This window comes from Lacrimispora sp. (assembly GCF_031982545.1).
Classification (GTDB): domain Bacteria; phylum Bacillota; class Clostridia; order Lachnospirales; family Lachnospiraceae; genus Lacrimispora.
On the sequence record NZ_DALYXB010000004.1, the window covers coordinates 71,504 to 97,261 of the forward strand.

The 25,758-nt window shown below is 42.9% G+C and carries 22 protein-coding genes; 3 read left to right on the forward strand and 19 right to left on the reverse strand.

The genetic code is table 11. From position 1 onward, the window contains the following. Positions 1-101: 101 nt before the first annotated feature. Complete coding sequence (locus ABS301_RS07990; protein WP_349671717.1) at positions 102-1,919, forward strand: sensor histidine kinase; 1,818 nt, start codon at positions 102-104, stop codon at positions 1,917-1,919. A gap of 212 nt (positions 1,920-2,131) precedes the next feature. Here the strand turns inward: ABS301_RS07990 and allE are convergent, their stop codons facing one another. From allE to ABS301_RS08025, 7 genes are all read right to left on the reverse strand, one after another. Further along, a complete protein-coding gene (gene allE / locus ABS301_RS07995; RefSeq protein ID WP_349671718.1) occupies positions 2,132-2,920 on the reverse strand; it encodes a (S)-ureidoglycine aminohydrolase in 789 nt (262 codons plus the stop codon). A 183-nt stretch (positions 2,921-3,103) separates the two neighbouring features. Then, positions 3,104-4,069, reverse strand: coding sequence for a glycosyltransferase family A protein (locus tag ABS301_RS08000; RefSeq protein WP_349671719.1), 966 nt, complete (start codon positions 4,067-4,069; stop codon positions 3,104-3,106). Positions 4,070-4,089: 20 nt separating this feature from the next. After that, entirely contained in the window at positions 4,090-5,694 is a 1,605-nt protein-coding gene (locus tag ABS301_RS08005) for a DUF2142 domain-containing protein (RefSeq protein ID WP_349671720.1), read from the reverse strand. After that, positions 5,691-6,047, reverse strand: coding sequence for a DUF2304 domain-containing protein (locus ABS301_RS08010; protein WP_349671721.1), 357 nt, complete (start codon positions 6,045-6,047; stop codon positions 5,691-5,693). Before ABS301_RS08010 ends, ABS301_RS08005 begins: the two co-directional genes overlap by 4 nt. An 18-nt stretch (positions 6,048-6,065) precedes the next feature. Next, a complete protein-coding gene (locus ABS301_RS08015; RefSeq protein ID WP_349671722.1) occupies positions 6,066-6,764 on the reverse strand; it encodes a glycosyltransferase family 2 protein in 699 nt (232 codons plus the stop codon). Further along, a complete protein-coding gene (locus ABS301_RS08020) occupies positions 6,761-8,017 on the reverse strand; it encodes a lipopolysaccharide biosynthesis protein (RefSeq protein WP_349671723.1) in 1,257 nt (418 codons plus the stop codon). The genes ABS301_RS08015 and ABS301_RS08020 overlap by 4 nt, the downstream gene beginning before the upstream one ends. A gap of 72 nt (positions 8,018-8,089) precedes the next feature. Continuing rightward, positions 8,090-9,544, reverse strand: coding sequence for a lipopolysaccharide biosynthesis protein (locus ABS301_RS08025; RefSeq protein WP_349671724.1), 1,455 nt, complete (start codon positions 9,542-9,544; stop codon positions 8,090-8,092). Between the two features lie 156 nt (positions 9,545-9,700). On the opposite strand from ABS301_RS08025, the gene ABS301_RS08030 reads away from it, so the two are divergent. After that, positions 9,701-11,146: a L,D-transpeptidase gene (locus ABS301_RS08030; protein WP_349671725.1), complete on the forward strand. Its 1,446-nt coding sequence runs from the start codon at positions 9,701-9,703 to the stop codon at positions 11,144-11,146. Positions 11,147-11,160: 14 nt separating this feature from the next. Here the strand turns inward: ABS301_RS08030 and ABS301_RS08035 are convergent, their stop codons facing one another. From ABS301_RS08035 to glf, 7 genes are all read right to left on the reverse strand, one after another. Beyond that, positions 11,161-12,147 carry a glycosyltransferase family 2 protein gene (locus ABS301_RS08035; RefSeq protein WP_349671726.1) on the reverse strand — a complete coding sequence of 329 codons (987 nt, stop codon included), beginning with the start codon at positions 12,145-12,147 and terminating at the stop codon, positions 11,161-11,163. Next, entirely contained in the window at positions 12,144-13,130 is a 987-nt protein-coding gene (locus ABS301_RS08040) for an ATP-grasp domain-containing protein (protein WP_349671727.1), read from the reverse strand. Before ABS301_RS08040 ends, ABS301_RS08035 begins: the two co-directional genes overlap by 4 nt. Then, positions 13,127-14,257, reverse strand: coding sequence for a DegT/DnrJ/EryC1/StrS family aminotransferase (locus ABS301_RS08045; RefSeq protein ID WP_349671728.1), 1,131 nt, complete (start codon positions 14,255-14,257; stop codon positions 13,127-13,129). Before ABS301_RS08045 ends, ABS301_RS08040 begins: the two co-directional genes overlap by 4 nt. 35 nt (positions 14,258-14,292) lie before the next feature. Then, entirely contained in the window at positions 14,293-15,213 is a 921-nt protein-coding gene (locus ABS301_RS08050) for a glycosyltransferase family 2 protein (protein WP_349671729.1), read from the reverse strand. A gap of 23 nt (positions 15,214-15,236) precedes the next feature. Then, positions 15,237-16,133: a glycosyltransferase family 2 protein gene (locus ABS301_RS08055; RefSeq protein ID WP_349671730.1), complete on the reverse strand. Its 897-nt coding sequence runs from the start codon at positions 16,131-16,133 to the stop codon at positions 15,237-15,239. 11 nt (positions 16,134-16,144) lie between these two features. Beyond that, positions 16,145-17,122: a glycosyltransferase family 8 protein gene (locus ABS301_RS08060; RefSeq protein ID WP_349671731.1), complete on the reverse strand. Its 978-nt coding sequence runs from the start codon at positions 17,120-17,122 to the stop codon at positions 16,145-16,147. Between the two features lie 72 nt (positions 17,123-17,194). Next, a complete protein-coding gene (gene glf, locus ABS301_RS08065; RefSeq protein ID WP_349671732.1) occupies positions 17,195-18,304 on the reverse strand; it encodes a UDP-galactopyranose mutase in 1,110 nt (369 codons plus the stop codon). A 161-nt stretch (positions 18,305-18,465) separates the two neighbouring features. Between glf and ABS301_RS08070 the strand changes: the two genes are divergently transcribed. After that, a complete protein-coding gene (locus ABS301_RS08070; protein ID WP_349671733.1) occupies positions 18,466-18,942 on the forward strand; it encodes a GNAT family N-acetyltransferase in 477 nt (158 codons plus the stop codon). Between the two features lie 51 nt (positions 18,943-18,993). Here ABS301_RS08070 and leuA read toward each other — a convergent pair whose 3' ends face one another. From leuA to srtB, 5 genes are all read right to left on the reverse strand, one after another. After that, positions 18,994-20,658: a 2-isopropylmalate synthase gene (gene leuA / locus ABS301_RS08075; RefSeq protein WP_349671734.1), complete on the reverse strand. Its 1,665-nt coding sequence runs from the start codon at positions 20,656-20,658 to the stop codon at positions 18,994-18,996. 256 nt (positions 20,659-20,914) lie between these two features. Next, positions 20,915-22,069, reverse strand: a complete 1,155-nt coding sequence (locus ABS301_RS08080; protein ID WP_349671735.1) for a toxic anion resistance protein — start codon at positions 22,067-22,069, stop codon at positions 20,915-20,917. After that, on the reverse strand, positions 22,066-23,328 hold the full coding sequence (locus ABS301_RS08085) for a 5-bromo-4-chloroindolyl phosphate hydrolysis family protein (protein WP_349671736.1): 1,263 nt from the start codon (positions 23,326-23,328) through the stop codon (positions 22,066-22,068). The genes ABS301_RS08080 and ABS301_RS08085 overlap by 4 nt, the downstream gene beginning before the upstream one ends. Before the next feature lie 146 nt (positions 23,329-23,474). Beyond that, positions 23,475-24,830, reverse strand: coding sequence for a phosphoglucosamine mutase (glmM, locus tag ABS301_RS08090; protein ID WP_349671737.1), 1,356 nt, complete (start codon positions 24,828-24,830; stop codon positions 23,475-23,477). 74 nt (positions 24,831-24,904) lie between these two features. Then, positions 24,905-25,660 carry a class B sortase gene (srtB, locus tag ABS301_RS08095; RefSeq protein WP_349671738.1) on the reverse strand — a complete coding sequence of 252 codons (756 nt, stop codon included), beginning with the start codon at positions 25,658-25,660 and terminating at the stop codon, positions 24,905-24,907. Positions 25,661-25,758 lie beyond the last annotated feature (98 nt).

Sequence of the window (25,758 nt, forward strand, 5' to 3'; positions counted from 1 at the left end):
CCTGATTGGGTTCTCAGATCGCTTCTTTCTACACTTAGTGCGTCTGTAACCTGTAAAGAGAATAAAGTTCACAATCTCAAAGGAATGGTGGCTCATTATTAATGAAACGAATGAAAAAAGCAATCCGAAAGCAATTATCCATCCGATATCAATTCTTTACTAAAAGCCTGCTGACTAACTGTCTTCTGCTTCTGATCCCTATCATGACAATTGGTCCTTACAGCGTAATACAATCCTCCAAAGACAATACGGCTGCTATAGAAAAAAGCACATACCAAACCCTTCATCAACTGGAAAAGTCCATTGAACTGCTCTATTCTCAAATTGATAATGCAAAAATATATTTTTCATCAAATCCCAGAGTCACACTTCAAATGAAAAAGGCATTTAATGAAAATCCGCTCTCCCTGGATTCTATGAAAAATATTGAAAATCTGTCTTTGTATTTTCAGAATCTTATTTTTACTGACCCTTATATTGAAAACATATATGTCTATTATGACAACACCAATAACAGAATTTTCCTTCCTCAAAAGGGCAGAATCCAATCGATTAACTCTTTGGAAGAACGGAACTTTAAAGAAACTTATGAAAATTCCGGTAAGAAAGATTTTTGGATGGAGATCAAACAAAAAAAAATCCCTGGGTCCACAGCATCAACAGACGTTCTGATCGTTTACCAGCGGCTCTATACCCGTTTTTCATCCAAGCCATCGGGTATGATCGCCTTCGAATATAATTTAAATAAAATGGAGCAATATTTTCAGACCCTGTTGTTATACAGCGACCAGACTATTTACCTAATAGATTCGGAGCGCAATATTATCTATACCAACAGTAAATCTCATGATTGTGACAGCGAACTGACCTCCATTTATACAACACTCATCGCTAAAAAAGAGCTGCATTTGTTTGATATGCAACTAAATGGTATGTACCACAAGACAGCATACTTAAAATCTGCAAGGAACAACGGACTGACTTATATCACTTATACGCCTTCCAATGAGATCTACAAATCGACAAGAAGCCTTACCGGAACTTATATGCTTCTTATGTTTTCAGGAATCTTCTTATCCTTTGTCCTTGCCTTTTTTAAGACCAACAAGGAATACCGGTATTTAAACAGTATCATCGACATCTTCAGCGATCCTGAAGCTTCCCAACAGCATTTTGACCAAATGCCCAAAAAAGCCAGAAACCCCTTTGAATTTATTATGCTGAACATTATAAAGCTTTTTCTAGAACAGAAATATCTAAAGATACAAGCATCGGAACGAGACTATAAAATGCAGATATTAAAAATGCAGGCATTGCAGCACCAGATTAATCCTCATTTTCTCCATAATACGTTAAATACTATTTTCTGGGAAGCCATACGCCTGACTTCCTCGGAAAATTCATGCAGTACCATGATTTCCAACCTTTCCGCTGTCATGCGCTACTCCATAGGTGATCATCAGGAAAATGTAAAAGTCAAAGATGAGCTGGGTTATTTAAAAACTTATCTGGACATCATGAAGATACGCTATACGGATAAATTTGAGATACTCTACATGGTCGATGACTCATGTACCATCTATCCGATTAAAAAGATGATTCTTCAGCCAATAGTGGAGAATTCCATCTATCATGGAATCAAAGAAAAGAAAGAGAAAGGACATATTTATATTGGTATACGGCGCATCCGCAAATCCATCTTATTTTATATCCTGGATGATGGAGTAGGAATTGCTCCTGAAAAGCTTTTGAAGCTACAGGAACAGTTTAATGACAATTCTGCTAAATCCTCCTCCCATATTGGTCTGACTAATACCAATCTTCGGTTAACAATGACATACGGAGCCAAATCCCACCTTCGTTTAAAAAGCATTAAAGGGAAATATACTCTGGTTTATTTCATGATTCCGGTCAAATAGCTGCCAACCAGCTTTTCTTTACCTATTATGGCTATTTATTGACCTCGTTTCAATCAAATAACCAGATAAATGTAGGTTTGATCTTTATCCACTTTCGTGGTATTCTGGAAGAATCGATAAATAAAAAAACTGGCTTTCCGGTATGAATCAGTCACCGGAAAGCCAGTTTTTGTATCTATAAAAATTTTTAGGAAGAACATCAAAAACAATGGTTACAGCTTTACATCCCTGTTGCAGTCCTTGGAATAGATATAAGTTAAATCTTCTTCCCGTCCTACCGCATAGCAGGCCTGCGGGCAATAAGCATCCATAAATACATAATCACCCTTTTTCACCGGAACCCAGTCATTATCCAGTCTGTACATCGCACTTCCCGTAAGGAAATACATGCCGTGCTCCTGAATATGAGTCTCTATGTAGCCGTGGGATGCACCTAAATGGAATTTCAGAATATGCATATTCATATCGAATCCAAAATTCTCTGCTGCAGGCAGGAAATCACGGATATAACAGTTCTCCATACCTTCATATGGAATCCATGGAAGATCATTTGCATTCCCCACTACAGTATAGGCGCTGTATCCAGTCAGCTCGTCATATCTGCGTTTATAAGCAAAGAGCTTTGCATCCTCTTTTCCCGCATTTTCAAAAGAAATGGTATTGCCTGCAGGGGAATAAATATAGCCGCCCTCTGTCAGAGTCTCTTCTTTGTCCGCATTTTTAACCCTAATCGAACCTTCCATTACATAAATGAATGATTCCAGTCCTTCCCCCCCGAATGCAGAATTCTTTCCGCCTTCGTGGACTGTCACTAAATAATCCGCAAAGGAAGCTCCCATCTGAGGAGAGCCAAGAATCGTGACATCACACTTCTCATATCCCGGAATCGCATTTTTTACAATTCCGTCCGGCTCAATTAAAACATAATTTTCTTTTTTAACGACGGATCTGGTGGCTAATACGTCATCACGATACCCTGTCTGCCCGTTTAAATAACTCATAATAAGGCCTCACTTTCCATTAGGTCATATTCATTTAGTCAACCAATTTATACCTGTTTATTATGGCAGGTATTTCTAAGTATTTCAATTATATTATGAGATAAAATACCGATCCCGTTTTATCCACTTTTCCCCTGCTTGTTTATTTTTTAACAGTTATAATATTCTTACATTCATGTATTTTTATTCAGTTTTATGCTTCCCCCAGTAAGACCGGTTCATGGTACAGCTTAATATGAGCCGCCTGGGAAGAGTTCGATACCGTTTTCCCATGAGATATCCCATATATTTAAAACCGCTTTTTATAATCACTCCAGGAATCAGCCAGGGCTTTTTTTGCCTTACCAGCCAGGCGCATGTATTTTTCACCAGCCGGATTCCCTCGCTCTCCGAACGGATTCCACCAAACACTTCCGGGTGATCTGCCTGAGACACCGCCAGGTCAAAATTCCGCTTAAACTGGGCAATGCAGCCGTAATTATGGGAATGAATCACCTTTGCATCAGCCGCATACGCAACAGCCTCGCCTCTGTAACGCACTGCATTTCCGGCATAGATCATATCTTCGTTAAAAATGGTGGTTTTGGTGAATCCGCCTGCTTCCAGGAAAATACTCCTGTCATAGGCACAGCAGACATTGGATGCAAAAAACGTTTTGATTCCCAGCTCTTTTAAATCTGCCTCTGTCTTAACCCGGCTCTCAGATGGATAATTAAAGGAACGGGTGTATTGTTCCGCCAGGGCACAGTCAGGATTTGGCAGCTGTCTTGCATATGCCATGACTACCTTTTCCCCGCCTCTTCCTGTTTTAAGAAAGGCATTTACAAGAGCACTGATTAAATTTTTGTCTGCAGGAACCGCATCATCCGTCATAAATACCATGATATCAGCCTTGGAATAACCGGCTCCTCTGTTTCTTGTTCCGCCATGGTCAAATTCTTCTTTTGTCACATGATGAACTTCTAAATTCTTCACATGTGAATACTTAGAATCCTTCCAGTAGGATTTCTCCGTATTCATCACAATGATTTTCCGTATGGGATAAGCCTGTTCTTCCAGCCTGTGAAAAAGCCGCATCAGTGTTTCGTCAGGCTTATAAACCGGTATGATCACATCAACAGTTCTTTGATCTGCCATCATTTCTTCCATTGAAACTCCCTTCTTTCCTATCAGTAGCGCAGACATGATGTAGAGCAGATACGGATCAGAGCATAGATACTGACGAAGCATTCCAGATACCATGCACTTTTTCTTAAATCCACACCGATAACCAGACGCCGGTCATATATGGTCAGTAACAACAGGGGCAGAAGGGGAATGAAATAACGTCCCTGGACTCCTGTAATATACGTTAAATTTCTGGGGGTATATCCTAAAAACATGGAAGTCAGAACCAGTACTGCACTGGTTAATACCAGAAACAGGATCCATAGCTTCTGACCGTCCGTCATTTTCACCACTTCCCCCGGTCTCTTTACCACACTGATAAAGAGCGCATACCAAAGAAGGGAAAGGCAGACCGGCGGTACCGTTAAGTTGGGATCTAAATTCCCCAAAAAACCACCCAGCATAGTCACCAGATAATAGTCATACTGGGTTACCAGGGTTTCATAAAAGACCGTAAATACATAAAACGGCCGCTGCCATACATCGGATAAATTATAACCTGCCGCTTCGCTCCACCCCACGTAGCTTTCCGTAGCACCTGCCCAGGCAGAGAGAATCAGGCGGTTTACCAGGAAAACTGCCAGCAGCATGACCCCAAGGACACCGAAAACAGAAATCCAGTAATGTCTCTGAGATTTAAATTTAGATTTGGGAATCAGCAGACATATTCCGGCTGCAGGCAGATAAACGATTTTCCCCGGCTCTAACAGAATCAGTAAAAGCGTAAGAACCAGCAGATCTTTCAGTTTTATCTCTTCCTTTTCGTAAGCCAGATGGAAACACCAGGAAAGTAAAAGCATGGACAGTCCAATAAATGCAGTATCATAAGAATAGGATGATGCCAGGTGAAGAGTCATGGGCAGGCAGGATACCGCCATTAAAACTTCCTTTTTAAAGGGCATCAGCCGGACAGAAACTGCTGCCATAGCTGCAAACGCCAGAAGATTCATAAAACGTCCCAGATATACCAGCGGAATATAGCCAAGATGTAAAAGTCTGGCCAGAGTGATCCCTGCCGCCTGAGGCAGATAGACCACAGGGGTAGTATTCACCGGCACTTCCTCACGCACCGTCTCTGACTGGCTGTGATCAAGAGAAAATAGTTCTGTCAGAATAAGGTTGTAGGTTCTCTGACCCGGCTCTGCATAGAGACCTGACACATCATCACCACTTCGAACCAGGACATTTGCTCCTTTTTTCAACCGCTCCTTCTCTTCCGGTGTTGCGTGCTTCAAAAAGTCTTCCCCAGCCACCGGCTGTTTTCCCATCATCTGGCTGGAGAGACGATAGGCACTGACGAAGTGAGCTGCTTCATCAGGGGCAGAAAAAGGTGTTAAAGCAAACAGATAAAAAGTACCCAGTCCGATCACCACCAACGGGAACAGCCACTGGTTAAAAATATCCTTTATCCACAAAAGAAAGGCTAACGCAGCAAGAAATCCACAACCGAAGACAATAAACCACCAGTAAAACCGGCGAACCGGCTCAAATTCCGGAGATGGAATTCCAACGATGGTTTTTAAATAGGTTCTTACAAACAGGAACATCAAAAGCAGAATGCTTCCAGCTGCAAGCCACAAGCCTTTCGTCCTTAACAAACGTTTCACAGTTTATGCTCCTCCTTCTCTATGGCTTCCTCCTTATCAAGCGCCAGCATCTGGATTAACTCCGTCACTCTGCGTTCTAACTGGGATATCTTAATCGACTGAAAAAAGACCTTGGTGAGCAGAATAAAGATCATCAGGGTAAAAATGAAATTAGCTGTGGAATAGGTTCCCACCAGACTGGATATAAAATCAGCCACCTTTGGAAAGATGCTGAAAACCACTAACAGCATGGAAAACATGACCCAGAAAATGGAATCCTCTATCCTCATTTTGGAGTGGCGAATCCTTCCCAGTACATAAACAGTCAGTACCAGGGAAACGCATATCAGTACGCAGCGAAGTAAAAACGTCATATTACGTACCCCCTTCTTTTATCTTCTGTCCCGGATGCGAAAGCTCTGAACCAGTAAAATGGAAAACAACATCTTTCCCATATACCTTGCCGCATTTAAGGGATTTAAGTAGCTCTCTCCCAGTATCCGCTCATCCATTATTACAGGGATTTCCCCAACTCTGGCACCATGGCGGATGAGATAGGAAATGGTATCCGGTTCCGGACCGTAATTCAGTCCGTCCGCAAATTCCTTGATCATCTTTCGACTGAACATACGCATACCGGAAGTGGGATCGTTTACCTTAACACCGGTTGTAAACCAGATAGCACCGCTTAGCATCCGGCTGCCAAGCATACGGAGAGAACGGGGCTTTTTTTCTGTTACAAACCGGGAACCAATCACAATATCATATCCCTGATCCATCTTTTCTTTCATGGGAAGAATAAACTCCGGCCGATGCTGTCCGTCACCATCAAACTGTATGGCGTAGCCGTAGCCCTTTCTGTGTGCATACTTAAGCCCGGTCTGAAATGCGCCTGCCAGCCCTAAGTTCATAGGCAGATCAATGATCTTCCAGCCATGCTTCCTGCAGATTTTGGCGGTATTGTCCGTAGAACCGTCGTTTATGATTACATAGTCATACATGGGATAATTCTCAATGACTTCTCCCACTACCCGCTCAATATTTAAAGCCTCATTGTATGCAGGTATTACTACCAGTACCCGGTCTGTCATATCCTCTGCTCTCTCCTTCCTTTTTCTTCTGTAAGAATAACCCGGATTGCCTGTCCTATAAAGCACAGCATGAGAATCAGCATCTCAATCATGTAGGAATACGCACCACCGTTGATTCCGCCTATCTTCACAAACTGATAGGAAAGAACAAACGAAAGGAGGCAGACCGGAACATATCCATAAAATATCAGTCTCTGTTTCTTCATAATTACCAGGACATAATAAAATAAATTCATCACTGCAAAAAATCCGCCGCCCAGGATAATAGCCAGTAGTCCCGGAAGGTAAGGCGCCAGTTCCACATTAAAGACAGCAGAAAGTACCGGAACGCCCATTACCCAGGCTCCGGCCAGCGCGATTACTGTAAGAAACAGGATGATTCCGGACAACTTTCTCAGAACCCCAAGAAACTCCGAAGTCCTGTTTTCATCCCAGAGCAGGGAAAGTCTGGTAAGGAATGGACGGATTACAAAATTGGCTGCAAGATTGATTACAGAGGTAGGCATAAATATTGCCACAAATACAGCATTGTCCGCGGAAGTCATCTGGGAATCCACCGCATACTTTGCCATTGCAAAGATAAGTCCGTCTAAAAATACAGACAAAAACAAAAGGAAGCTGTCCTGTAAAAGCTGTTTGTGCCTTCCTTTTGCATGTACATAATTAATATCCGTTATTTGATCTGCAGTCCTTTTATCGAACAGCCAGATTCCAACTGCCTGAGAAGCAGCCGCAACCGCTGAAGCAACAATTAAATCCCGTGTTAATGCCAGAGTTCCTAAAAACAGACACACGGAAAACAGGGTCCGCCAGGTCATGGCCTGTCCGGTTAAATAAAGCTTTCCTTTTCTTTGAAATTCCGACTCGTATACATCAGCAAATCCATCAAGCACCTTATAAAGAACCATGAAGAAAACAACCATGATTTTTTCATAGGTATAGTCGGAAGAAGAAACGAAAACCTTCCATAAAATGTAGCAAATGCCAAAAATCAGCGCCATACCGCAAGTGACCATGCGAGCCAGCCGGTATTCCCCAAAAGTATAGCTCTCTCTCACATCAGTACTCTGAATGGGTCTCATTCCAAAATAGGCCACAAGAAACATCTGCTGTCCGAATGTGCTGAAAGCAAAACCAAAATCACCTCCCAGATCCGTTCCCACCAGATGATTAACCAGAGCTGTCAGCAGCATGCTGGATCCCGCGTAAACCAGGCTTCCGATCATATTCCATGCCACGTTTTTACGTTCCATTATAATTCCTCTATTTCATTTCATTTAACAAGTTCTTTTTATTCTACATGATTCGCCTTAAAAAGTAAACCGCTAACGTCTATCCTGCCTGCTCATGTTCTTAACTGTTCTGCATAAATAAAAGAAACTTTCAATCCGAAACAGCCAGGAGAAACCTGCATAAAACAGGACTCCTGTGACGATCTGCAAAGTCAGTGTCAGCAGAGTTCCATTTACCAGAAACTGCACGCTGTATACCACACCACACATGGCAGCCGACAAAAGCAGAGAAGGGAATACATCTCTCCACTGCTGAAGAAAGCTGTAATGAAGAAGCTTCTTATTGGGATAGGCATTAATAAATGTACAGATAAAATCCGTCACTGCTCTTAACGCCACCATGGTATAAATTCCAAAGGGAATGCTGATAATTAAAGCCACCACACTGACTGCTTTTTTAATTATCTCCAGTTTTAAGAAAATCTCACTTCTTCCAAGGGCATTGATTGCCTGTAAATTGGCCACATGAAGGGGCCAGGTCGCATAGGCAATGCAAAGGAGCCGAAGCATGGGAACACAAGGTAAATACTGGTCTGTCAGTAAAAGCTTTACCATAGGCTCTGCTACGGCAATCAATCCTGCCATCATGGGAAAAACAAGATAGGAGCTTGTCACAATCGACCTTCTTACCATGCTTTTTACCCTCTCCCTGTCATCCTGGCAGGCAGAAAAAGCAGGAAGCATAACCGACTGGATCGCTGCCCCTAAATTATTGGCAATGAGTGCAGGGAACTGATTTCCTCTAGAGTATTGCCCCATCATAGCCGAATTATATATTTTTCCAATCACCAGACCATAAACATTGGTAAAAACCGTGTCAATGAGGCCAGACATGAGAATCTTCCAGCCATAAGAGAATAATTCTCCCGCTTTTTCAATGGAAAACTTCAGACTTGGCTTCCAGGTCTTTAAAAAATGCAGCACAACCATGAGAAAAAAGCTGTAAAAAAACTGCTGCATTGCAAGTGCCCATAATCCAAATCCTTCTAAAGCCATCAGCACTCCGATGATGCCGGAACCTGCCGCTGCAAAGAGACTGGCCATACAAAGCTTTCTAAATTCCATATTTCTGGATACGGATGCGGACTGCACCGATACGACTGCACCGAAAAACAAAGTCAGGGACAGAATCCTTAACACTGGTACGAACACTGGCTGTCCATAAAAATCACCGATTGCAGGCGCAGAAAAGAACAAAATTATATATAGAACGAAGGCAATCAGAAAGCTTACGCAAAAGGCAGAAGAATAATCTCTTTCATCCACTTCCTGCTTCTGAATCAGAGAAGTGTTAAAACCGCTCTGGACAAATACATTGCCGATGGTAATAAATATCATAATCAGCATGACTTCCCCGGATTCGGACGGCGTTAAAAGTCTGGCTAAAAGTACGGATACAAGGAACTGAATACCCTGTGTTCCCCCATTTTCCATGACTTTCCAAAACAGTCCGGAAAGCACTCTCTCTTTCATATTTTCCTGATACATACTGGCTTTTCTCCTCAATCATCCAATTTACATTTCCGCCTTATTGTACTATATTGCCCAATAAATGTAAATCGTATATAGCATTTTCCAGTTACTTATGTTAAAGTATTATGGAATCACTATAAAATTTTTAATGATTTACAGGAGGTTTTTATCATGCGTAAACTGACACGCGGCCTGGCGGCATTCTGCCTGACAGCTGCTCTTGTCCTGGGACAGGCTGCCCTTACGCGGGCGGACGAGGCATATGGACCGGGTTACAAGAATGGCGTCAGCCTCAGCGACAGCAGTAAGTCTGGAGAACAGAGTACAGCTGCCAGCGAAACTGAGGGAGGCGTAACTACAGAGGAAGCAGAAACCGCTTTAGCAAATGCAGGAATAGATATCGGAAAAGAAGGAGCCGGAGGAGGAGAAGACGGTGTTGTTGATGAAGCGACCCGGGCTGCTCAGGAAGCATTAAAAGCCAACTTCCCACGACTTCAGACCACTGCTATGATTGGTGACGGCAACTGGACACAGCCTTTTGTCAACGATGCCTGGATCACCAATGACGGACAGGGCTTTCATGGATTATCTACATTTCTCACGAATATCGTAGGGAACGTGCTCTACCGGACCTACACATCAGGCACTGGCTGGTCCCCATGGGTCATGAATGGACAACAGACAACCAATTACCCCAATGACGTGAATATTGAAGCCATACAGATGAGGTTTTCCGGTTATGTAAACAACCAGTTCAATCTCTATTATTCAGCAAAATTAGACGACGGTACCACCACTGACTGGGCAAAGAACGGCACCAGTGCGGGAACCATGGGAACCGGACGTTATATCACTGGTTTTCGTATGGCGTTCTATGCAAAGAATTCAGCCTTCCCATATAAGACAGATAAGCCACTGATTTCCGCCACAAAAGACGGAATGCAGATTGTTGACGGCGGACTGCGCTACTTTAACGGAAACGGTACCCCTTTTACCGGCTGGGCATGGCTTGAAAATGACCGGTACTATTTTAAGGATTCTCTTCCAGTTGTAGGCTGGCAGTACATCGACGGCTTTAAGTACTATTTTGATTTAAATTCTGGCAAGATGCTTACTGATTTAGAGCCCATCATTGGAAACTCGGGACCATTTTTTATCAGCATCAATAAACAGATGAACTGCATGACAGTCTTTGCAAAGGACGGTGCCAACGGATTCATTATTCCGGTGAAGTCATTCCTTACCTCTACCGGTCCGGATACTCCACTTGGAACATTCCAGACACCAGTGAAATACCGCTGGCGGGATATGGATCACGGTATCTTTACTCAATATGCAACCCGTATCTGGAAGGGCTTTTTAATCCACTCTATTCTTTACAGCCGCCCGGATAAGATGACTCTCGATCCCTCTACCTATAATTATTTAAGCATTGCCGAATCAGCCGGTTGTATCCGTCTCCTCTCCGGTGATGCCAAATGGATCTATGATCACTGTGCCCTGGGAACTACGGTAACCATTTATGAATCTATCGTTCCCGGACCCTATGAACGACCTGCCATTGAGCAGATCATACCGGATACACAGACCTGGGATCCGACAGATCCTAACATGTAGCACCAACGTGTAATTTAACCTTTCCTTCCGGTAAATGATTTTTGAAGGAAACCATACAAGCCGGGAGTCCGGTATTGAAACTGAATAAAGAACCTGGTTATGGGCGTAAGTTCCTTATAATACCTTCGGTATGCAGGATTTAATATCTCTTTAAAATCCCTGGTATTGACCTTCGTCTGGTAATAGGTTCGTTTAGAAGCACTTATGGCGGCCGCCTTAAAACGGCCGCCTGTTGCTTTGTCGAATTCTTTATAAACCTGTCTCATTCGCTCATAATAGGTCTGCTGCTTCGCGGCGTAATTTCCCTTTTTACCCTCAGCAGTCCAGGAACCGGAGACGCCTACCCGGTATACACTCATGGGCTCATCCATATAATAACCATACCCGTTTTCAGCTGCCATCAGCTGCAAAGGGGTATCTCCTACCGGACAAACCGTATAGTAATAAGGAAGCTCTTTTACCAGTCTTGCAGGAAATGCCATGGAAGACATGGCATACCCAGAAGTTTTATCGATGATCTCTTCTGGCGTCAGTACTGTGGTTTTCCGGTATGGCCTCATCTGGCTTTCAGTCACTGCTTTTCCCATCAACTGAATCTTTGCACTGTGGATGCAAAGGGTGCAGTCCGGATGGGACTCCATATAGTCCACCTGCTTTTGAAGCTTGTCGGGCGAATCAAAGTAATCGTCCCCATCACACATGAATATATATTTTCCTCTTGCACGGGGAAAATTAAACGCACCGCTTATGTTATCAATGCCCTGGGAATACTGATTCTCTGTCTGAATCAGAGGCCGGATCTTATCCGGATATTTTGCTGCATATTCCCTGATGATATCCCCTGTCCCGTCCGTGGAAGCATCATCATGAACCAGAATCTCATACTCAAAGTCCGTTTTCTGCATCAGAAAGCTGTCAAGAGCCTGGCGGATGAAGGCACCATGGTTATAGGTAACACAGTTAATGCTGACCATGATTTCGCTATTTGATCCGTCTTTCATTTCTTAGTCCCTTCCTTATTAAGCACCTTTGTTACGTATTCCTCGTATTTTCTGGCAATATACATTTCCCTAACAGAGCCGGAAAGAGAAATGTCCTCCCCCCGAAAACACTTCACATGGTTTGAGACGCAGTCATATCCCGCCATACAGGAAAATTCCACGCCGCCCGAAAACCTGGGATTGCACTCCAGCATAGAAAAGGTTCCATCTTCCCCTTCAATAAATTCAAAATTAACGCACCCTTGAATTCCCAAGGCACTTGCTGCCTCTTTGCATACTGTTTCCAGAGTCGGATTTGAAAAGACCAGAACAGATGTGCCAGCACCATTGGGGGTTCGCAGCAATTCTTTACGGCAGACAGCTGCTGATCGCCCTGTGTCCGCCTGATGCACTACATCTACAGTAATAATACTTCCCTTAAAATAGGACTGCACCACGTAATCATCTGCTTCGCTCCCGGCAAGAAACCGCTCCATTTCTTCCTGATTATGAAGATAGGAGAGCCCCTGGCTGCTTCTTCCATTATATGGCTTTACAACTGCCGGATAGGAAATGGATTCAGAAGAAATACCAGCCAGCATTCTGGTAGGTATCATGTTTCCAATCCCTCTTTCAGAAAGAAACTTATAAAGTTTCATCTTATCTCTGCAAACCGTTATGGTATCTTCCGGGGACAGGCATAACGTCACTCCTGCTTCCTTTAATTTGTTTCGGTGACGGTTCCATACATCTACTTCTGCATCGGTTAAAACGATCAGTCCGTCAGCCCTTTCCTTTTTGCAGATAGTCAGAATTTCCTCTACATACTCCTCTACCTGTGTTGCAAGAGGAACCTGATAAAAAGCAGAAACGCTGGAAGAATCAGCAATCCATTCTGCCGGATATATATCGCAGCCGATCACCTTAAGCCCCATATTTTTTAAATTTTTAATAACAATGTCAGCGGAAAATGATCCGATTGCGGTTACAACTGCAGCTTTCATACGTTCTGTTTCCCTTTCTTTGCAGCACTTAAAATTATCTCGCATATCCTGTCCACATCTTCAAGAGGTAGATCCGCATAAAGGGGCAGGGTAAGAACACTGTCTGCTGCCCGTCTGGCACATGGAAGCTCAAGATCCGAAAAACGCTCCCTGTAACATTCAAAATCTGTAATCAGGGGATAGAAATATTTTCTGGCAAAGACATTATGAGAAGCGAGAAGATCATATACCTGATTTCTGGTCAGTTCAAACCCATCAAACGCTACAGGAAAGTATGCATAATTCTGACTGATTCCCTGCTTTATGGCATTAAGGCGAATTCCGGAAACTCCCTGTAAATGCTCGCGATAGCGTTCCGAAACCAGCCTGCGCTTTTCAATGTTTTCCTCTACATGACGCAGATTGCAAATTCCCATAGCAGCCTGAAATTCATTCATCTTTGCATTGCCGCCAATATATTCCACGGATTCTTTTCCGGTTATTCCAAAGTTTTTTAAATAATCTAGCAGAATTTCCAGGGATGAATCTTTAAAAGTAACTGCTCCGCCCTCTATGGTATTATATACTTTGGTAGCGTGAAAGCTGAACATGGATGCATCTCCATAGGTTCCGATTCCACGATGATCCACCTCTACTCCAAATGCATGTGCTGCATCGTAAATCACCTTTAAGTTGTGCTTTTTAGCTATAGACTCAATTTTATCCACATCACAGACATTACCATACACATGCACCGGAAGAATCGCTGTGGTTTTATCTGTAATCAGCGCTTCAATCTGATCGGCGTCAATGGTGTAGTCGTCCTCTCTGATATCACAGAATACTGGCGTAAGATTATTTCTTACTATCGCATGGGTGGTGGAAGCAAAGGAAAAAGGGGTGGTAATCACCTCTCCGGTTAAGTTCATCGCCTGCAGCGCCATCTCAAGAGCCATATGTCCGTTCACAAACAGCAGAAGATTTTCCGCTTTTAAATATTCCTTCAGCTGATCCTTCAATCTGTCGTGAAATTCTCCCATATTGGTCATCCAGGCAGTTTCCCAGATCGGTTTGATCTCAGTAATAAATTCTTCGTAGGAAGGCATGGAAGCCCTCGTTACCAGTATTTCTTTTTCATTTGGTATCATTCTACCATTCTCCTCATTTCCCATGTACTGCTTTGTTAAATAGAAAACATCTGTAAAAGCGTTCTGACACGGGTACTTTTAAACAATTTGTATTTTAAAATAGTCTTTATTTTTCCTGCCCTGCTTTTGCGGCATATGGTTATAAATTCTTCAAACAACTCTCTCTGAGCAGGAGTCATGAGCTGTTTGTATATTGAAACAAAGGATATCGCCTGTTCAAACAGGATGCGGTAATTCTCCCGCACTTTCTCCTGTCTGCTCATTCTCTCAGACAGCTGTTTCATACCGCTTTTTGCACCTACCTGATTGTTACCATGCTGCCGGTAGCGTACCAGTGGACGATCAATATAGGAAATTTTTCCAAAACAGCTTGCTACAAGACCGAGCCACCAGTCATGCATGACACAGGTTTCCGGGATTTGCTCCGTCAGATTTTTTAAGGACCGGTTAATCATCATGGTATTGCCTGTGATATTATTTTCCACCAGATAATGGCTGGTACGGTTATCCGTAACTCCAATCTTCTGGTATCCTGCCATGGAAGGGTATAGTATTTTTCCCGCCGCATCTGTAACAGACAAATCCGTATGGATCAGAATAGGCATATCCTTTCCCCATATCTTTTCCATTTTATTCATCTCTCTTAAAGTAACCTCTACTTTATCTGGCAGCCAGATATCATCCTGATCACAAAACATCAGATACTCATCAGGCGCAGATTTTAAAAGCCGAAAAAAATTGTCCCTGGCACTGCCTGAAGGTTTTAAACTCTTTAAGCTTTTTATCCGTTCTGGAAACCTGTTTTCATATTCTGAGATGATTTCGGGGGTTCTGTCAGAGGAACCGTCATCGGAAATTAAAATGGTAAACTCCTGGTTGGTCTGTCCTAATAGTGATTCCATCTGTTCTCTTAGATATCTCTCTCCGTTCCAGGCAGCCAAAAGTACTGTTATCATTCTATCCCCTCTTTCCATGCCATTTACCATGACATTCCCAGAATCTTTGTTAAAAACCAGATCTCAAACATGAGAAATTCCAGGAATACTTTTGCAGCAAATCCCTGAAACCGGTTTATTTTTAAATATTTTTTATAGTAATGAAGTTTACTTTTATGAAGGAGCGCCTGTTTTTTCAGGATTGAGCTAACGGATTTATCAATGGAGACGGAATGAAGATGAAGATAAGTCCGGTCAAGAAGAAGGAGTGTTCGGTACCCCTTTTTCTTCAACTGATACCCTAGAATCTTTTCTTCATAATAAAGAAATACTTCCTCATCATAAAGGCCGCATGCCATCATTGCCTTTACGTCAGCCAGCAAAAGAGAGCCCGGAACTGCATCCGCCCACGCACAGCGTTCTGTTGCCACCGGTGTTGTCAGTTGAAATGCCCGTTTCCCCGGTTCATCCGTGAGCCACCGTTTCAATAACCGTCGTGTAACCAGCCCCGTATCAAGCAAATCTGCAAACAGACCAGTCAGTTTCCAGCCCATCAGTCCTTCCCTTCCCCTTTGATCTACCGGCACGGCAGCAGTGACAGAAATTCGTTCGTCCGCCAGAAATGCGTTCTTCATGGCAGTAATCGTCTCCTCTGTAACCATGACATCCGGATTTGCAATTAACACGTGGGTGGCACCAAGTTCCCTGTAAGCATAACGGATTCCCAGATTATTTCCATAACCATACCCACCGTTTTTTAAGGAGCCGATCACGTGCACCCTGCCGCCATCCAAATCCTTTAATCTGGCAGCCGAATCATCTGTGGAATGATTATCCACCACAACAATGGAATCAAGAGAAGAATAATCTTTCATCCCCTGAACCAGTTTGATTGTGGTATCGGCATCATTGTAGTTTAAAATGATACAACTTACATTCATACCTGCTCCTTTTAAGATCCTTTTCTGGAATTTACAAGCTTCATTCCAAAATGGTGGCTGATAAAATCACGAAACGGAGGGCATAAATAGGTGCCGTAATTCATGAAATGATAAGCTGCCATATAAAATCGGTTTCCCTTTTCTTTTGGAGTTCCTGCCCATGGAGTTTTCGCCAGATACTTGTCGTAAGCTCTGCGGTAGTGATTTAGATTTCCTTCCTTCCAGGGTCTCTCATCCCCCATGAAATGAAGGATCGCCGGATGTCTGCCAGCTTCCCGGAAGCCGTTTTCCGTAATGAGTGCGTACACCGGAGACAGTCGGACTAAATGTCTGTAATGGAAATACCGGTAGTTGGTAAAATAATTATAACGGGGAGAAAGAGGTCTGATTCTGCCCTTTAAACTGCCATTAATGGTATCCTGATCTCCCGCAAACAGTTTCCCTCCCTTGGATCGGTAAAAGTCAAGAAGCTTCTTTTGAACATTCTCTTCTCTCCAGCGGTTTAAATCAATTAAAAGCACCCCTGAATTAAAATAGGGTTCTTCCGGTCTTAATCCGATCTCTTCTTTAATACAAGGATAAATGGTTGGCTCCATGACAGCGCCTAACAGGAACGGACCTAAATCAGCCTTCCATAATTTTTCCAAAGAAGACAGTATCACGGTATCGCAATCCAGATAAAGTACCCGCTCCACATGTTCAGGAAGCACATCTCCTAAAAACAGGCGGGCCATAATGCTTAAATCAAATCCTCCTGTGTCCACCTCATGGGAAAATCGTTCCTCTAAATTCCCCAGTTCAATCACAGAAAGCTCACGATCAAATTCCTGTGCGATCCCGCATAAGCGGTCTTTCGATTCCCTTGACAACCCCATGGATAAAACCCAGACATCAAGCGTTTCAATCTTTTGATTCCGATCAAGAAGAGAGTAGAGAGAAACAGCAAGGTGTCTGGCAAACTTATCGTTGGAAGCGTAAACTATATTCATAATAACCTCCCCGCATACCAATTTTGTCGTTGTATTGTACTATATCTGATTAGAAAAGTAAACAGCCGGCGGCTAGGGGAGGAGACCCAGTTCGGACTCAGCCATTTTGAAAGCAGACTCAATAACTTTGTCCATATCGTAATATTTATATTCTGCCAGTCTGCCTCCAAAGATAACCCGATCCTCTTTTTGGGCAAGTTTTTCATATGCCTGATACAAGTTCTGATTGGTCTCATCATTGACGGGATAATAAGGTTCCATACCCTCACTCCAGTCAACGGGATATTCTCTGGTTATAACCGTCTTATCCTGTGTTCCAAATTCAAAATGTTTATGCTCAATAATTCTGGTATAAGGAGTTTCACGGTCTGTATAATTTACAACTGCAACCCCCTGGTAATTGTCTGTATTAAGGGTTTCTGTGTCAAACTTCAGACTGCGGTATTCCAGTTTACCAAACTGGTATCCGTAGAAAGCATCGATCATTCCAGTGTATATGATTTTCTCCCCAAGGCTGTCATACTGCTCCCTGTTATCTAAATAATCAACAGAAAGCTCTACATCACAACCTTCAAAGAGCTTGTCTGTAATTACGTTATAACCGCCGATGGGAATCCCCTGATATAAGTCATTAAAATAATTATTGTCATAGGTAAACCGTACAGGGAGGCGTTTAATAATAAAGGCCGGAAGTTCCTTACAATCTCTGCCCCACTGCTTTTCCGTATAACCCCTTACCAGTTTTTCGTAGATATCCGTACCCACAAGGCTGATTGCCTGCTCTTCCAGATTCTTTGGTTCACTGGTAATCACCTGTCTCTGCTCATGAATCTTTGCTTTTGCCTGTTCAGGAGTTGACACCCCCCACATCTTGCTGAAGGTATTCATGTTAAAAGGCAGATTGTACATCTCTCCTAAATAATTGGCAACGGGACTATTGGTATACCGGTTAAACTCTGCCAGCTCATTGACAAACTGCCAGACCTTTCGGTTGCTTGTATGGAAAATATGAGCGCCATACCGGTGTACATGGATTCCTTCTGTCTCTTCGCAATACAAATTGCCGCCTAAATGTTCCCTTTTCTCAAGGACCAGGCATTTCTTTCCCTGTTTCCTGGCCAGATAGGCAAATACGCCGGAATAAAGACCACCTCCGACAAGCACATAATCATATTTCTTCATCTTTACTCTCCTGTCGTTTTATAAACTGAATTAATTATACTAGAGTCTATCCGAAAAGTAAACGCCGGTTCTGTTTGTGGAATTCTAAATAATGATTGTTTGTATAAATCAATGGGTTTATAATTATTATCAATACAAGAGGAGGCAATAGTAAAACCACTATGAGCGAAAAAAATGATATCAAAACAACGATTCAGATTATGGAAGCTGATATTACCAGAGATGAGTCTCTGTCACTGCTAAACGAATTATCCGGAAGTCTGAATCACATAACCGGAAACAGTGGCGAATCCTCATTTTCAATTGATGATATGAAAGATGAAAAATCTATTTTTGTCATTGCAAGAAGTGGAAGTAATGCAGTGGGCTGTGGCGCAATACGCAGAATAGATGATTCAACCGGGGAATTAAAACGGATGTATGCAAAAGAACAGGGACTGGGCGTTGGCACTTCTATCCTGAATTTCCTGGAAAATAAGGCATTGGATTTTGGATACAGCAGACTGATCTGCGAAACCAGAAAAATCAATGCTGGGGCATGCAGCTTCTACATAAAAAATAGCTTTCATATCATTCCAAACTATGGGAAATATCAGGGACGGGATGAAGCTGTTTGTTTTGAAAAAAGAATCAGATAACTAAAAGGGATCCTGCCTCAAAAAAGACTGGATCCCTTTCATTATCTGATATTAATAAAATAACCGGTTTACCGCACTAAAGATACCCCGAATAGACGCTCTGGTAATGTTGGAACTGATTCCCACACCATAAGTAGCCTTTCCGGTCTTTACATCAAGCAAATGGATGTATGATGCAGCCTGTGCCCCTGATCCGGAAGCAAGTGCGTGTTCGTAGTAATCCAGCACCCGGATTTCGATACCAAGCTCCTTCTCCAGACCCTTTTGAACCGCATCGATGGGTCCGTTTCCCACACCTTCGAATACTTTTTCCACACCATGGTCTGTGTAGCGGACTTTGGCAAGTGTTGAGAACTCCACATCTTCCTCTGCCTCTGTAATCTGGCTCTTTCTGAAATGAATGGGTTCCTTCCGCTCGGTATAGCAGCTTTTGAATTCTTCCAGAATCTGCTCTGGAGCAACCTCACCCTGCTTTTCGGAAATTGCCTGAATGACATCGGCAAACTCCTTGTGCATACCCTTTGGAAGCTTGAATCCATAGAAGGTATCCATGACAAATGCTACGCCGCCCTTGCCGGACTGGCTGTTAATTCTGACAATCGGCTCATACTGTCTGCCAATATCGGAAGGATCGATTGGAAGGTAAGGAACCTCCCAGAATGGATTCTTCCTCTCATGCATCGCCTGCATGCCTTTGTTAATGGCATCCTGATGAGATCCGGAAAATGCGGTAAAAACAAGTTTCCCCGCATAGGGGTGTCTGGGTTCCACTTCCATCTTGGTACAGCGTTCGAAAACATCCACGATTTCACGGATATTCTCAAGATGAAGTTCCGGATTGATGCCCTGAGAAAACATATTATAGGCAACTGTTAAAATGTCCACGTTGCCGGTACGTTCTCCATTCCCAAGCAGAGTTCCTTCCACACGGTCAGCTCCTGCAAGAAGAGCCAGCTCAGTGGCTGCAATCCCTGTTCCTCTGTCATTGTGAGGATGAACACTTAAAATAATGCTGTCACGGTTTTTAAACCGGGAATTCATCCATTCAATCTGATCGGCATATACGTTGGGAGTTGTCATCTCCACAGTGGAAGGAAGATTGAAAATAATCTTCTTTTCCGGAGTGGCTTCCCAGGTTTCCTGCACTGCCGTACAGATATCAAGTGCGAATTGAAGTTCTGTTCCGGTAAAGCTTTCAGGAGAATATTCAAGCATAACCTCTCCCTTAAAATCCTGCATATACTGTTTCACCCACTGGGTTCCCTGTATCGCGATCTCCTTAATCTCATCCATCTCTTTGCGGAAGACCACATCACGCTGTAATGTAGATGTGGAATTGTAGATATGAACGATTGACTTCTTAACTCCCTCTAAGGCTTCAAATGTCCTCTTAATCAAATGCTCTCTGCACTGAACCAGAACCTGAATCACCACGTCATCAGGAATCAGTTTCCGTTCCACAAGCTGTCTTAAGAAATCAAACTCAATCTGAGAAGCAGCAGGAAATCCCACTTCAATCTCCTTAAAACCAAGTTTAATCAGAAGGTTAAACATCTCAATCTTTTCTTCCACCACCATGGGCTCAATAAGAGCCTGGTTTCCATCTCTCAAATCCACACTGCACCAGATCGGCGCATTCTTAATCTCCCTGCACGGCCATTGTCTTTCCGGATAATCTACTACTGGTACCCGCTTATATCTTTCATAATTCAACATGTCTGATCTCCTCCATATTCCTTTTTTGTCTGTATTTTCTTCATAAAAAATCAGTTCAGGCTTTGGAGTCGATAAATCACGCTGTATTTTTTGACAATGAACAACGTGGGTTTTAAAGGTCTAACCCCATCTGTCATCATTCCTTTGCAATAAAATCACATGCCGTGCTCTGACAAACCACCACGGTAAAGTGTTATGATATTATAGCACGAGTAAAAGTGACTTACAACAAAAACTTTAAAAACCATAGAATCTTTTACCTGCTCATCTGTAAGAGTTTGGTCTTTAATTCCCCTTCCATACGGGCAAGCTCCACTTCTGCTTCTTTTCGTTTTTGTCTTCCCTCTGCCTGAATCCGTACCACTTCATCAAGGGTTGTAATCAGGGACTCATTGGTCTTTTTTAAGGTTTCCATGTCAACGATTCCACGCTCTGACTCTTTTGCCGTTTCAATGGTTGCAGTTTTTAACACCTCTGCATTCTTTCGAAGCAGCTCGTTGGTCATATCGGTCACTTCTCTTTGTGCCTTTGCTGCCTGTTCCGAATGATTGATTCCGATGGCAAGAACCATCTGACTCTTCCAGAGAGGAATGGTGTTGACAAGGGTGGACTGAATCTTCTCTGTCATTAAAGTATCATTATTTTGAACCAGTCTGATCTGGGGCGCCATCTGAATGGAAATCATACGGGTGAGCTCCAGGTCATGAATCTTCTTTTCAAAACGTCCGCACATAGCAGATAAATCATTGGCTGCCTGGGCATCCTCCGGAAGACCGCTTCTTGCCGCCCGGTCCATGAAAAGAGGGAGCTCTTCCTGCTGAACTTTTACAAGTTTTCTCTTTCCGGCCAGGATATACATGGTCAGTTCTTTAAAATATGTGGTGTTTAACTCATACATTTTATCCAGAAGGGCAATATCCTTTAAAAGCTGAATCTGGTGATTCTGAAGAATCTTGCAGATCTGATTCACATTGGTCTCCGCAGATGCATACTTTGCTTTCATGTTATCAAGGCGGTTAGCGCTCTTTTTAAAGAAACCGAAGAAGCCTTTTTCCTCTCCTTCTGTTTCAAAGCTTTTTAACTCCGTCACCACATTGGTGAGCATCTGGCCCACTTCACCCAGATCCTTTGATTTTACATTGTCAAGGGCTGACTCAGAAAAATCGGCGATCTTTTTCTGCGCTCCTGCGCCATACTGAAGAACCATATTGGAATCTTTTAAATTTATTTTATCAGCGAAATCAGAAACCAGCCGTTCTTCCTCCGGTGTAAGCTCTGGTGCAGGCACTGGCTCGGATACAGGTACTGCCTCGGTCAGTGCATGTCCTTCTTTCACACCTTCTGTCTGATCAAATGGTGTAAGAGTCAGCTGCGGCGCTTCATTTATCATCTCTTCCAAATCTTTGCTCATTCTTTATTTCCTCCTGTAAAATCACTTTCGGCCCAGCCATTCTTCTTTAACATTGTCTGGAGTACCGATGCATCCGTGGTAATGTCCATAGCCGTATCCTGGTACAGATCATCAAGCAGCCGTTCAAAGGCCAGATTGATGGTATCAAGAGTTCCTTCAATTTCTTTTTTTGCATTGATAATATTATTGCCTTCTATTCCCGTGCTGTCAAAATCCCGGTAAGCATTCACCAGCTTTACCGTTGTAGGGAGGTAGTAATCCATAAACTGCTCCATCTCTCCCATTTGATCCGGATGTTTTAAAACGGTGTCAAAAATTCTCTGTATTACGTCCTCCAGCATGGATATTTTTCGGGAAATCACTTCGCCCGGAATGGCGTCATTGGCTTCTTTTAATATTCTTAGGTAATTTCTCCCCTGAGTCATCATTTCCTGTAGCGCTTGATTTTCCTGGGTCCCACTATCTGAAATCTGTCTCAGTTCTTCCTCTTTTTCCCGCTCTTTTAACGCTTTCTGGCACTCCAGATACTGGTTATATGTGGCTTCACTTAAAATCAGGCAGGTTTTCTGCTCGTCTAAGTGCGCCTGGGGGAAAATACCCAGCCTCATCATTTTCTCCACGTCTTTTAATACATATTCCCGTGATTTGCCAATACTTGCAGCCAGTTCCTCCAAATTACAATACATTCGTTTTTCGGACTGTTTTGCATAGATTCTGGCTCTTTTCAATCTTCCATTTATGGCGATGCCGGTAAAAAGCATGCAGCCGGAAACAATTCCTGCTGCCAGTAGAAAGGTAAACGCACCAGCTGCCGCCCATGCGACAGGTTTTAAGATCATCGAAGCAAACAAAGAAACAAGAATGCCAATGAGATCAATCCCAAGAAAAAGACTTCCAAAAACGGTCAATAGTACTCCGCCCAAACGCCCCTGCTGGTTTATTTTAATCTCCTGTTTCCCTGTTCCTGCTAATGAACTGCCTGTCCGCTCTTTTACCGAGCGGCTGGTCTGAAACGCCCGGTATCCCGGTTCGTCATCTACTGCCTTCTCAGCCTCACTATTTTCGTCCCTGCTATCCCGTACCGGCGGCTGCGTCCAGCTTTTCGTTCCTTTTACCAGCTGATTTTTCGCTTCATCCAGCGCAAAATTTACGGAATCGGATATGATTCGGTTCAGCTGGTTAAAATCTTTGGAATCAATGGCGCTTTGCACCGTACTGCGGATTTGTTCTCCTAAGTTTGATTTATCTTTTTTATCCATATTTCCGATCTCCCAAAATAAATTTGCAGATAAATATAATGATATCATGAATTGTCTTCATTTACAATGAGACACCGTTATTAAAACTGAAAAAGTCATTGAAAAACCGGCTGTTATCTTCGGTTTTCAATGACTTTCATTTACAATCAGGAAATGACGTGACCTCTTGATTTCATGACATCAATTACCTGCTCCACGTACTGCTCACAGGTTTTTAAATCAGCTGCTTCTACCATGACTCGAACCACCGGCTCTGTACCTGACTGGCGTAAAAGAATCCTTCCGCTGTCTCCAAGACTTTGTGCCACTTTCTCCACTTCCGCTTTAACCGCTTCATCATCCTGAGCCGCTGTCTTATCATGAACCCGTACATTCTTTAATACCTGTGGAAATATCTCCAGCTCAGAAGCCAGCTTTCCAAGGCTTTCTTTCTTTTCAAGAATTACTTCCATTACCTTTAATGAGGTAAGGATTCCATCTCCGGTAGTGGCATGCTTACTGAAAATAATATGCCCTGACTGTTCGCCGCCAAGACAGTTTCCGTTGGTGACCATGTTCTCATAAACATATTTGTCACCAACTGCCGTTTTTTCGTAATCAATCCCTTCCCGGTCCAAAGCTTTATATAATCCGAAATTGGACATCACAGTCGTTACCACTTTGTTATTTTTAAGCAGCCCCTGTTCTTTCATATATTTACCGCAGATGTATAAGATACCATCTCCATCAACCACATTTCCGTTCTCATCAACGCACAGACAGCGGTCTGCATCTCCATCATAAGCAAAGCCTATATCGGCCCCTACTTCTTTCACAAACTTCACCAGCTGACCCATATGGGTAGAACCGCAACCCGTATTAATATTCAGACCGTTTGGTTCATTGCTGATCACATGAGTCTCTGCGCCAAGTGCATCAAATACATTCTTTGCAATGGCGGAGGCGCTTCCGTTGGCACAGTCCAGTGCTACTTTTTTATTTTTAAAGGATCTGGTTGCCATAGAGATCAAATATCCGATATAGCGGTTTCTTCCTGCTGCAAAATCTACAGTTCTGCCGATCTTATCCTGTGTGGCAAATGGCAGTTCTTCCACCTCTCCGTCTAAATATTTCTCGATCTCCGTGATTACGGATTCTTCCAACTTCTCTCCCTTTTCATTAATCACTTTAATACCGTTATCGTAGTATGGATTATGGCTTGCAGAGATCATGATCCCGCAGGAAAATCCTTCCGTGCGTACTACATAGGAAACGCTGGGGGTGGTGGTTACATGAAGCAGATAGGCATCGGCTCCTGATGCGGTAAGACCTGCCACAAGAGAATATTCAAACATATAGCTGCTGCGTCTTGTGTCTTTTCCGATTACGATCCTGCATACCTCAGCCGGTTTTTTCTGTCCATAGTACCAGCCTAAAAAGCGGCCTACCTTAAATGCATCCTCAACAGTCAGCGTAACATTTGCTTCTCCTCTAAAACCATCTGTTCCAAAATATTTACCCATTTTATTATTCTCCTTTATAAATCTGCGGTGATAAAAAGTGATATGTACAATACCACATTTCTGCCCTTTCTAAATTAAGGGACTAATACTGCATATAGAATGGTTCTTGCATCATCAAATTCATAGCTGCAGGTAACAAATGACCACAGAGTTTTAACCGGCTCTTGGGGTGCCTGATAAAACATGCCGTTCTTTGTCATCTCATCTACATACAGGGAAAAGCTCTCATCTGATTCAAATTTTGTTTTTCTGCGTATCCCGCCTGCGTCCGTATAAAGCACAGTAACCGGCCGCAAATGAAATTCCTGCTGCGGTGTATAGATCACAATGTCCTGATGGGCACGATAAAAAGATTCCTCTTTATACTTTATAATATCCTTAAACATGGAGCCATTTTTCATATGATGCCCATAAATTATATTATGCCTTCCGGAAAAATCAGGTTCGCTGTCACAGTCAAGAAATATGGTCCCTGACGGATTCTTTTTTCCGTCAAAATCCGTATCCAGGTAGGTATCATTGTTGTCCGTGTGGACGATGGGGTAATCAATGTTCGTATCAGCAATGCGGATCCAGCCAACAATGTCAGGATTAATCTTTTTTAGTACATCAAAAGAAATAGGAGATACATAAGGTTCTTCTTTCTCTTTCTGTGTTTCCGGCGGGGCAGTTACGCTCTCTTCCGGTTCCTTCGCCAGCTCAGCCAGGCTTTCATACAGGTTGTCAGAATACTGCCTGTCACGGTAATCAAAGTAAAGCACTCCGGCTCCCACAGCCAGAAGCAGAAATGCAAGTATAAGAATTCCTGTAGACAGTTTTTTTCTGTTCATAGCAATCTCCTGCTTTCTTTTTCATATTCTTCTGCTTTAGTATAGCTTATTTTAATAAAAATCTCAATCTTTTATAAGCTGCGCTAGACTTTTAACGT

What these genes read in the sequence shown, in the direction of transcription:
- glf (WP_349671732.1), bottom strand. Translation starts at nt 18,304, where the DNA reads ATGAAGAAATATGATTATGTGCTTGTCGGAGGTGGTCTTTATTCCGGC.
- ABS301_RS08010 (WP_349671721.1), bottom strand. Translation starts at nt 6,047, where the DNA reads ATGACGTTTTTACTTCGCTGCGTACTGATATGCGTTTCCCTGGTACTG.
- ABS301_RS08060 (WP_349671731.1), bottom strand. Translation starts at nt 17,122, where the DNA reads ATGAATATAGTTTACGCTTCCAACGATAAGTTTGCCAGACACCTTGCT.
- ABS301_RS08035 (WP_349671726.1), bottom strand. Translation starts at nt 12,147, where the DNA reads ATGAAAGACGGATCAAATAGCGAAATCATGGTCAGCATTAACTGTGTT.
- allE (WP_349671718.1), bottom strand. Translation starts at nt 2,920, where the DNA reads ATGAGTTATTTAAACGGGCAGACAGGGTATCGTGATGACGTATTAGCC.
- srtB (WP_349671738.1), bottom strand. Translation starts at nt 25,660, where the DNA reads ATGAACAGAAAAAAACTGTCTACAGGAATTCTTATACTTGCATTTCTG.
- ABS301_RS07990 (WP_349671717.1), top strand. Translation starts at nt 102, where the DNA reads ATGAAACGAATGAAAAAAGCAATCCGAAAGCAATTATCCATCCGATAT.
- ABS301_RS08020 (WP_349671723.1), bottom strand. Translation starts at nt 8,017, where the DNA reads ATGGAACGTAAAAACGTGGCATGGAATATGATCGGAAGCCTGGTTTAC.
- ABS301_RS08025 (WP_349671724.1), bottom strand. Translation starts at nt 9,544, where the DNA reads ATGTATCAGGAAAATATGAAAGAGAGAGTGCTTTCCGGACTGTTTTGG.
- glmM (WP_349671737.1), bottom strand. Translation starts at nt 24,830, where the DNA reads ATGGGTAAATATTTTGGAACAGATGGTTTTAGAGGAGAAGCAAATGTT.
- ABS301_RS08070 (WP_349671733.1), top strand. Translation starts at nt 18,466, where the DNA reads ATGAGCGAAAAAAATGATATCAAAACAACGATTCAGATTATGGAAGCT.
- ABS301_RS08040 (WP_349671727.1), bottom strand. Translation starts at nt 13,130, where the DNA reads ATGAAAGCTGCAGTTGTAACCGCAATCGGATCATTTTCCGCTGACATT.
- ABS301_RS08030 (WP_349671725.1), top strand. Translation starts at nt 9,701, where the DNA reads ATGCGTAAACTGACACGCGGCCTGGCGGCATTCTGCCTGACAGCTGCT.
- ABS301_RS08085 (WP_349671736.1), bottom strand. Translation starts at nt 23,328, where the DNA reads ATGGATAAAAAAGATAAATCAAACTTAGGAGAACAAATCCGCAGTACG.
- ABS301_RS08055 (WP_349671730.1), bottom strand. Translation starts at nt 16,133, where the DNA reads ATGAATGTAAGTTGTATCATTTTAAACTACAATGATGCCGATACCACA.
- ABS301_RS08015 (WP_349671722.1), bottom strand. Translation starts at nt 6,764, where the DNA reads ATGACAGACCGGGTACTGGTAGTAATACCTGCATACAATGAGGCTTTA.
- ABS301_RS08080 (WP_349671735.1), bottom strand. Translation starts at nt 22,069, where the DNA reads ATGAGCAAAGATTTGGAAGAGATGATAAATGAAGCGCCGCAGCTGACT.
- ABS301_RS08050 (WP_349671729.1), bottom strand. Translation starts at nt 15,213, where the DNA reads ATGATAACAGTACTTTTGGCTGCCTGGAACGGAGAGAGATATCTAAGA.
- leuA (WP_349671734.1), bottom strand. Translation starts at nt 20,658, where the DNA reads ATGTTGAATTATGAAAGATATAAGCGGGTACCAGTAGTAGATTATCCG.
- ABS301_RS08000 (WP_349671719.1), bottom strand. Translation starts at nt 4,069, where the DNA reads ATGGAAGAAATGATGGCAGATCAAAGAACTGTTGATGTGATCATACCG.
- ABS301_RS08045 (WP_349671728.1), bottom strand. Translation starts at nt 14,257, where the DNA reads ATGATACCAAATGAAAAAGAAATACTGGTAACGAGGGCTTCCATGCCT.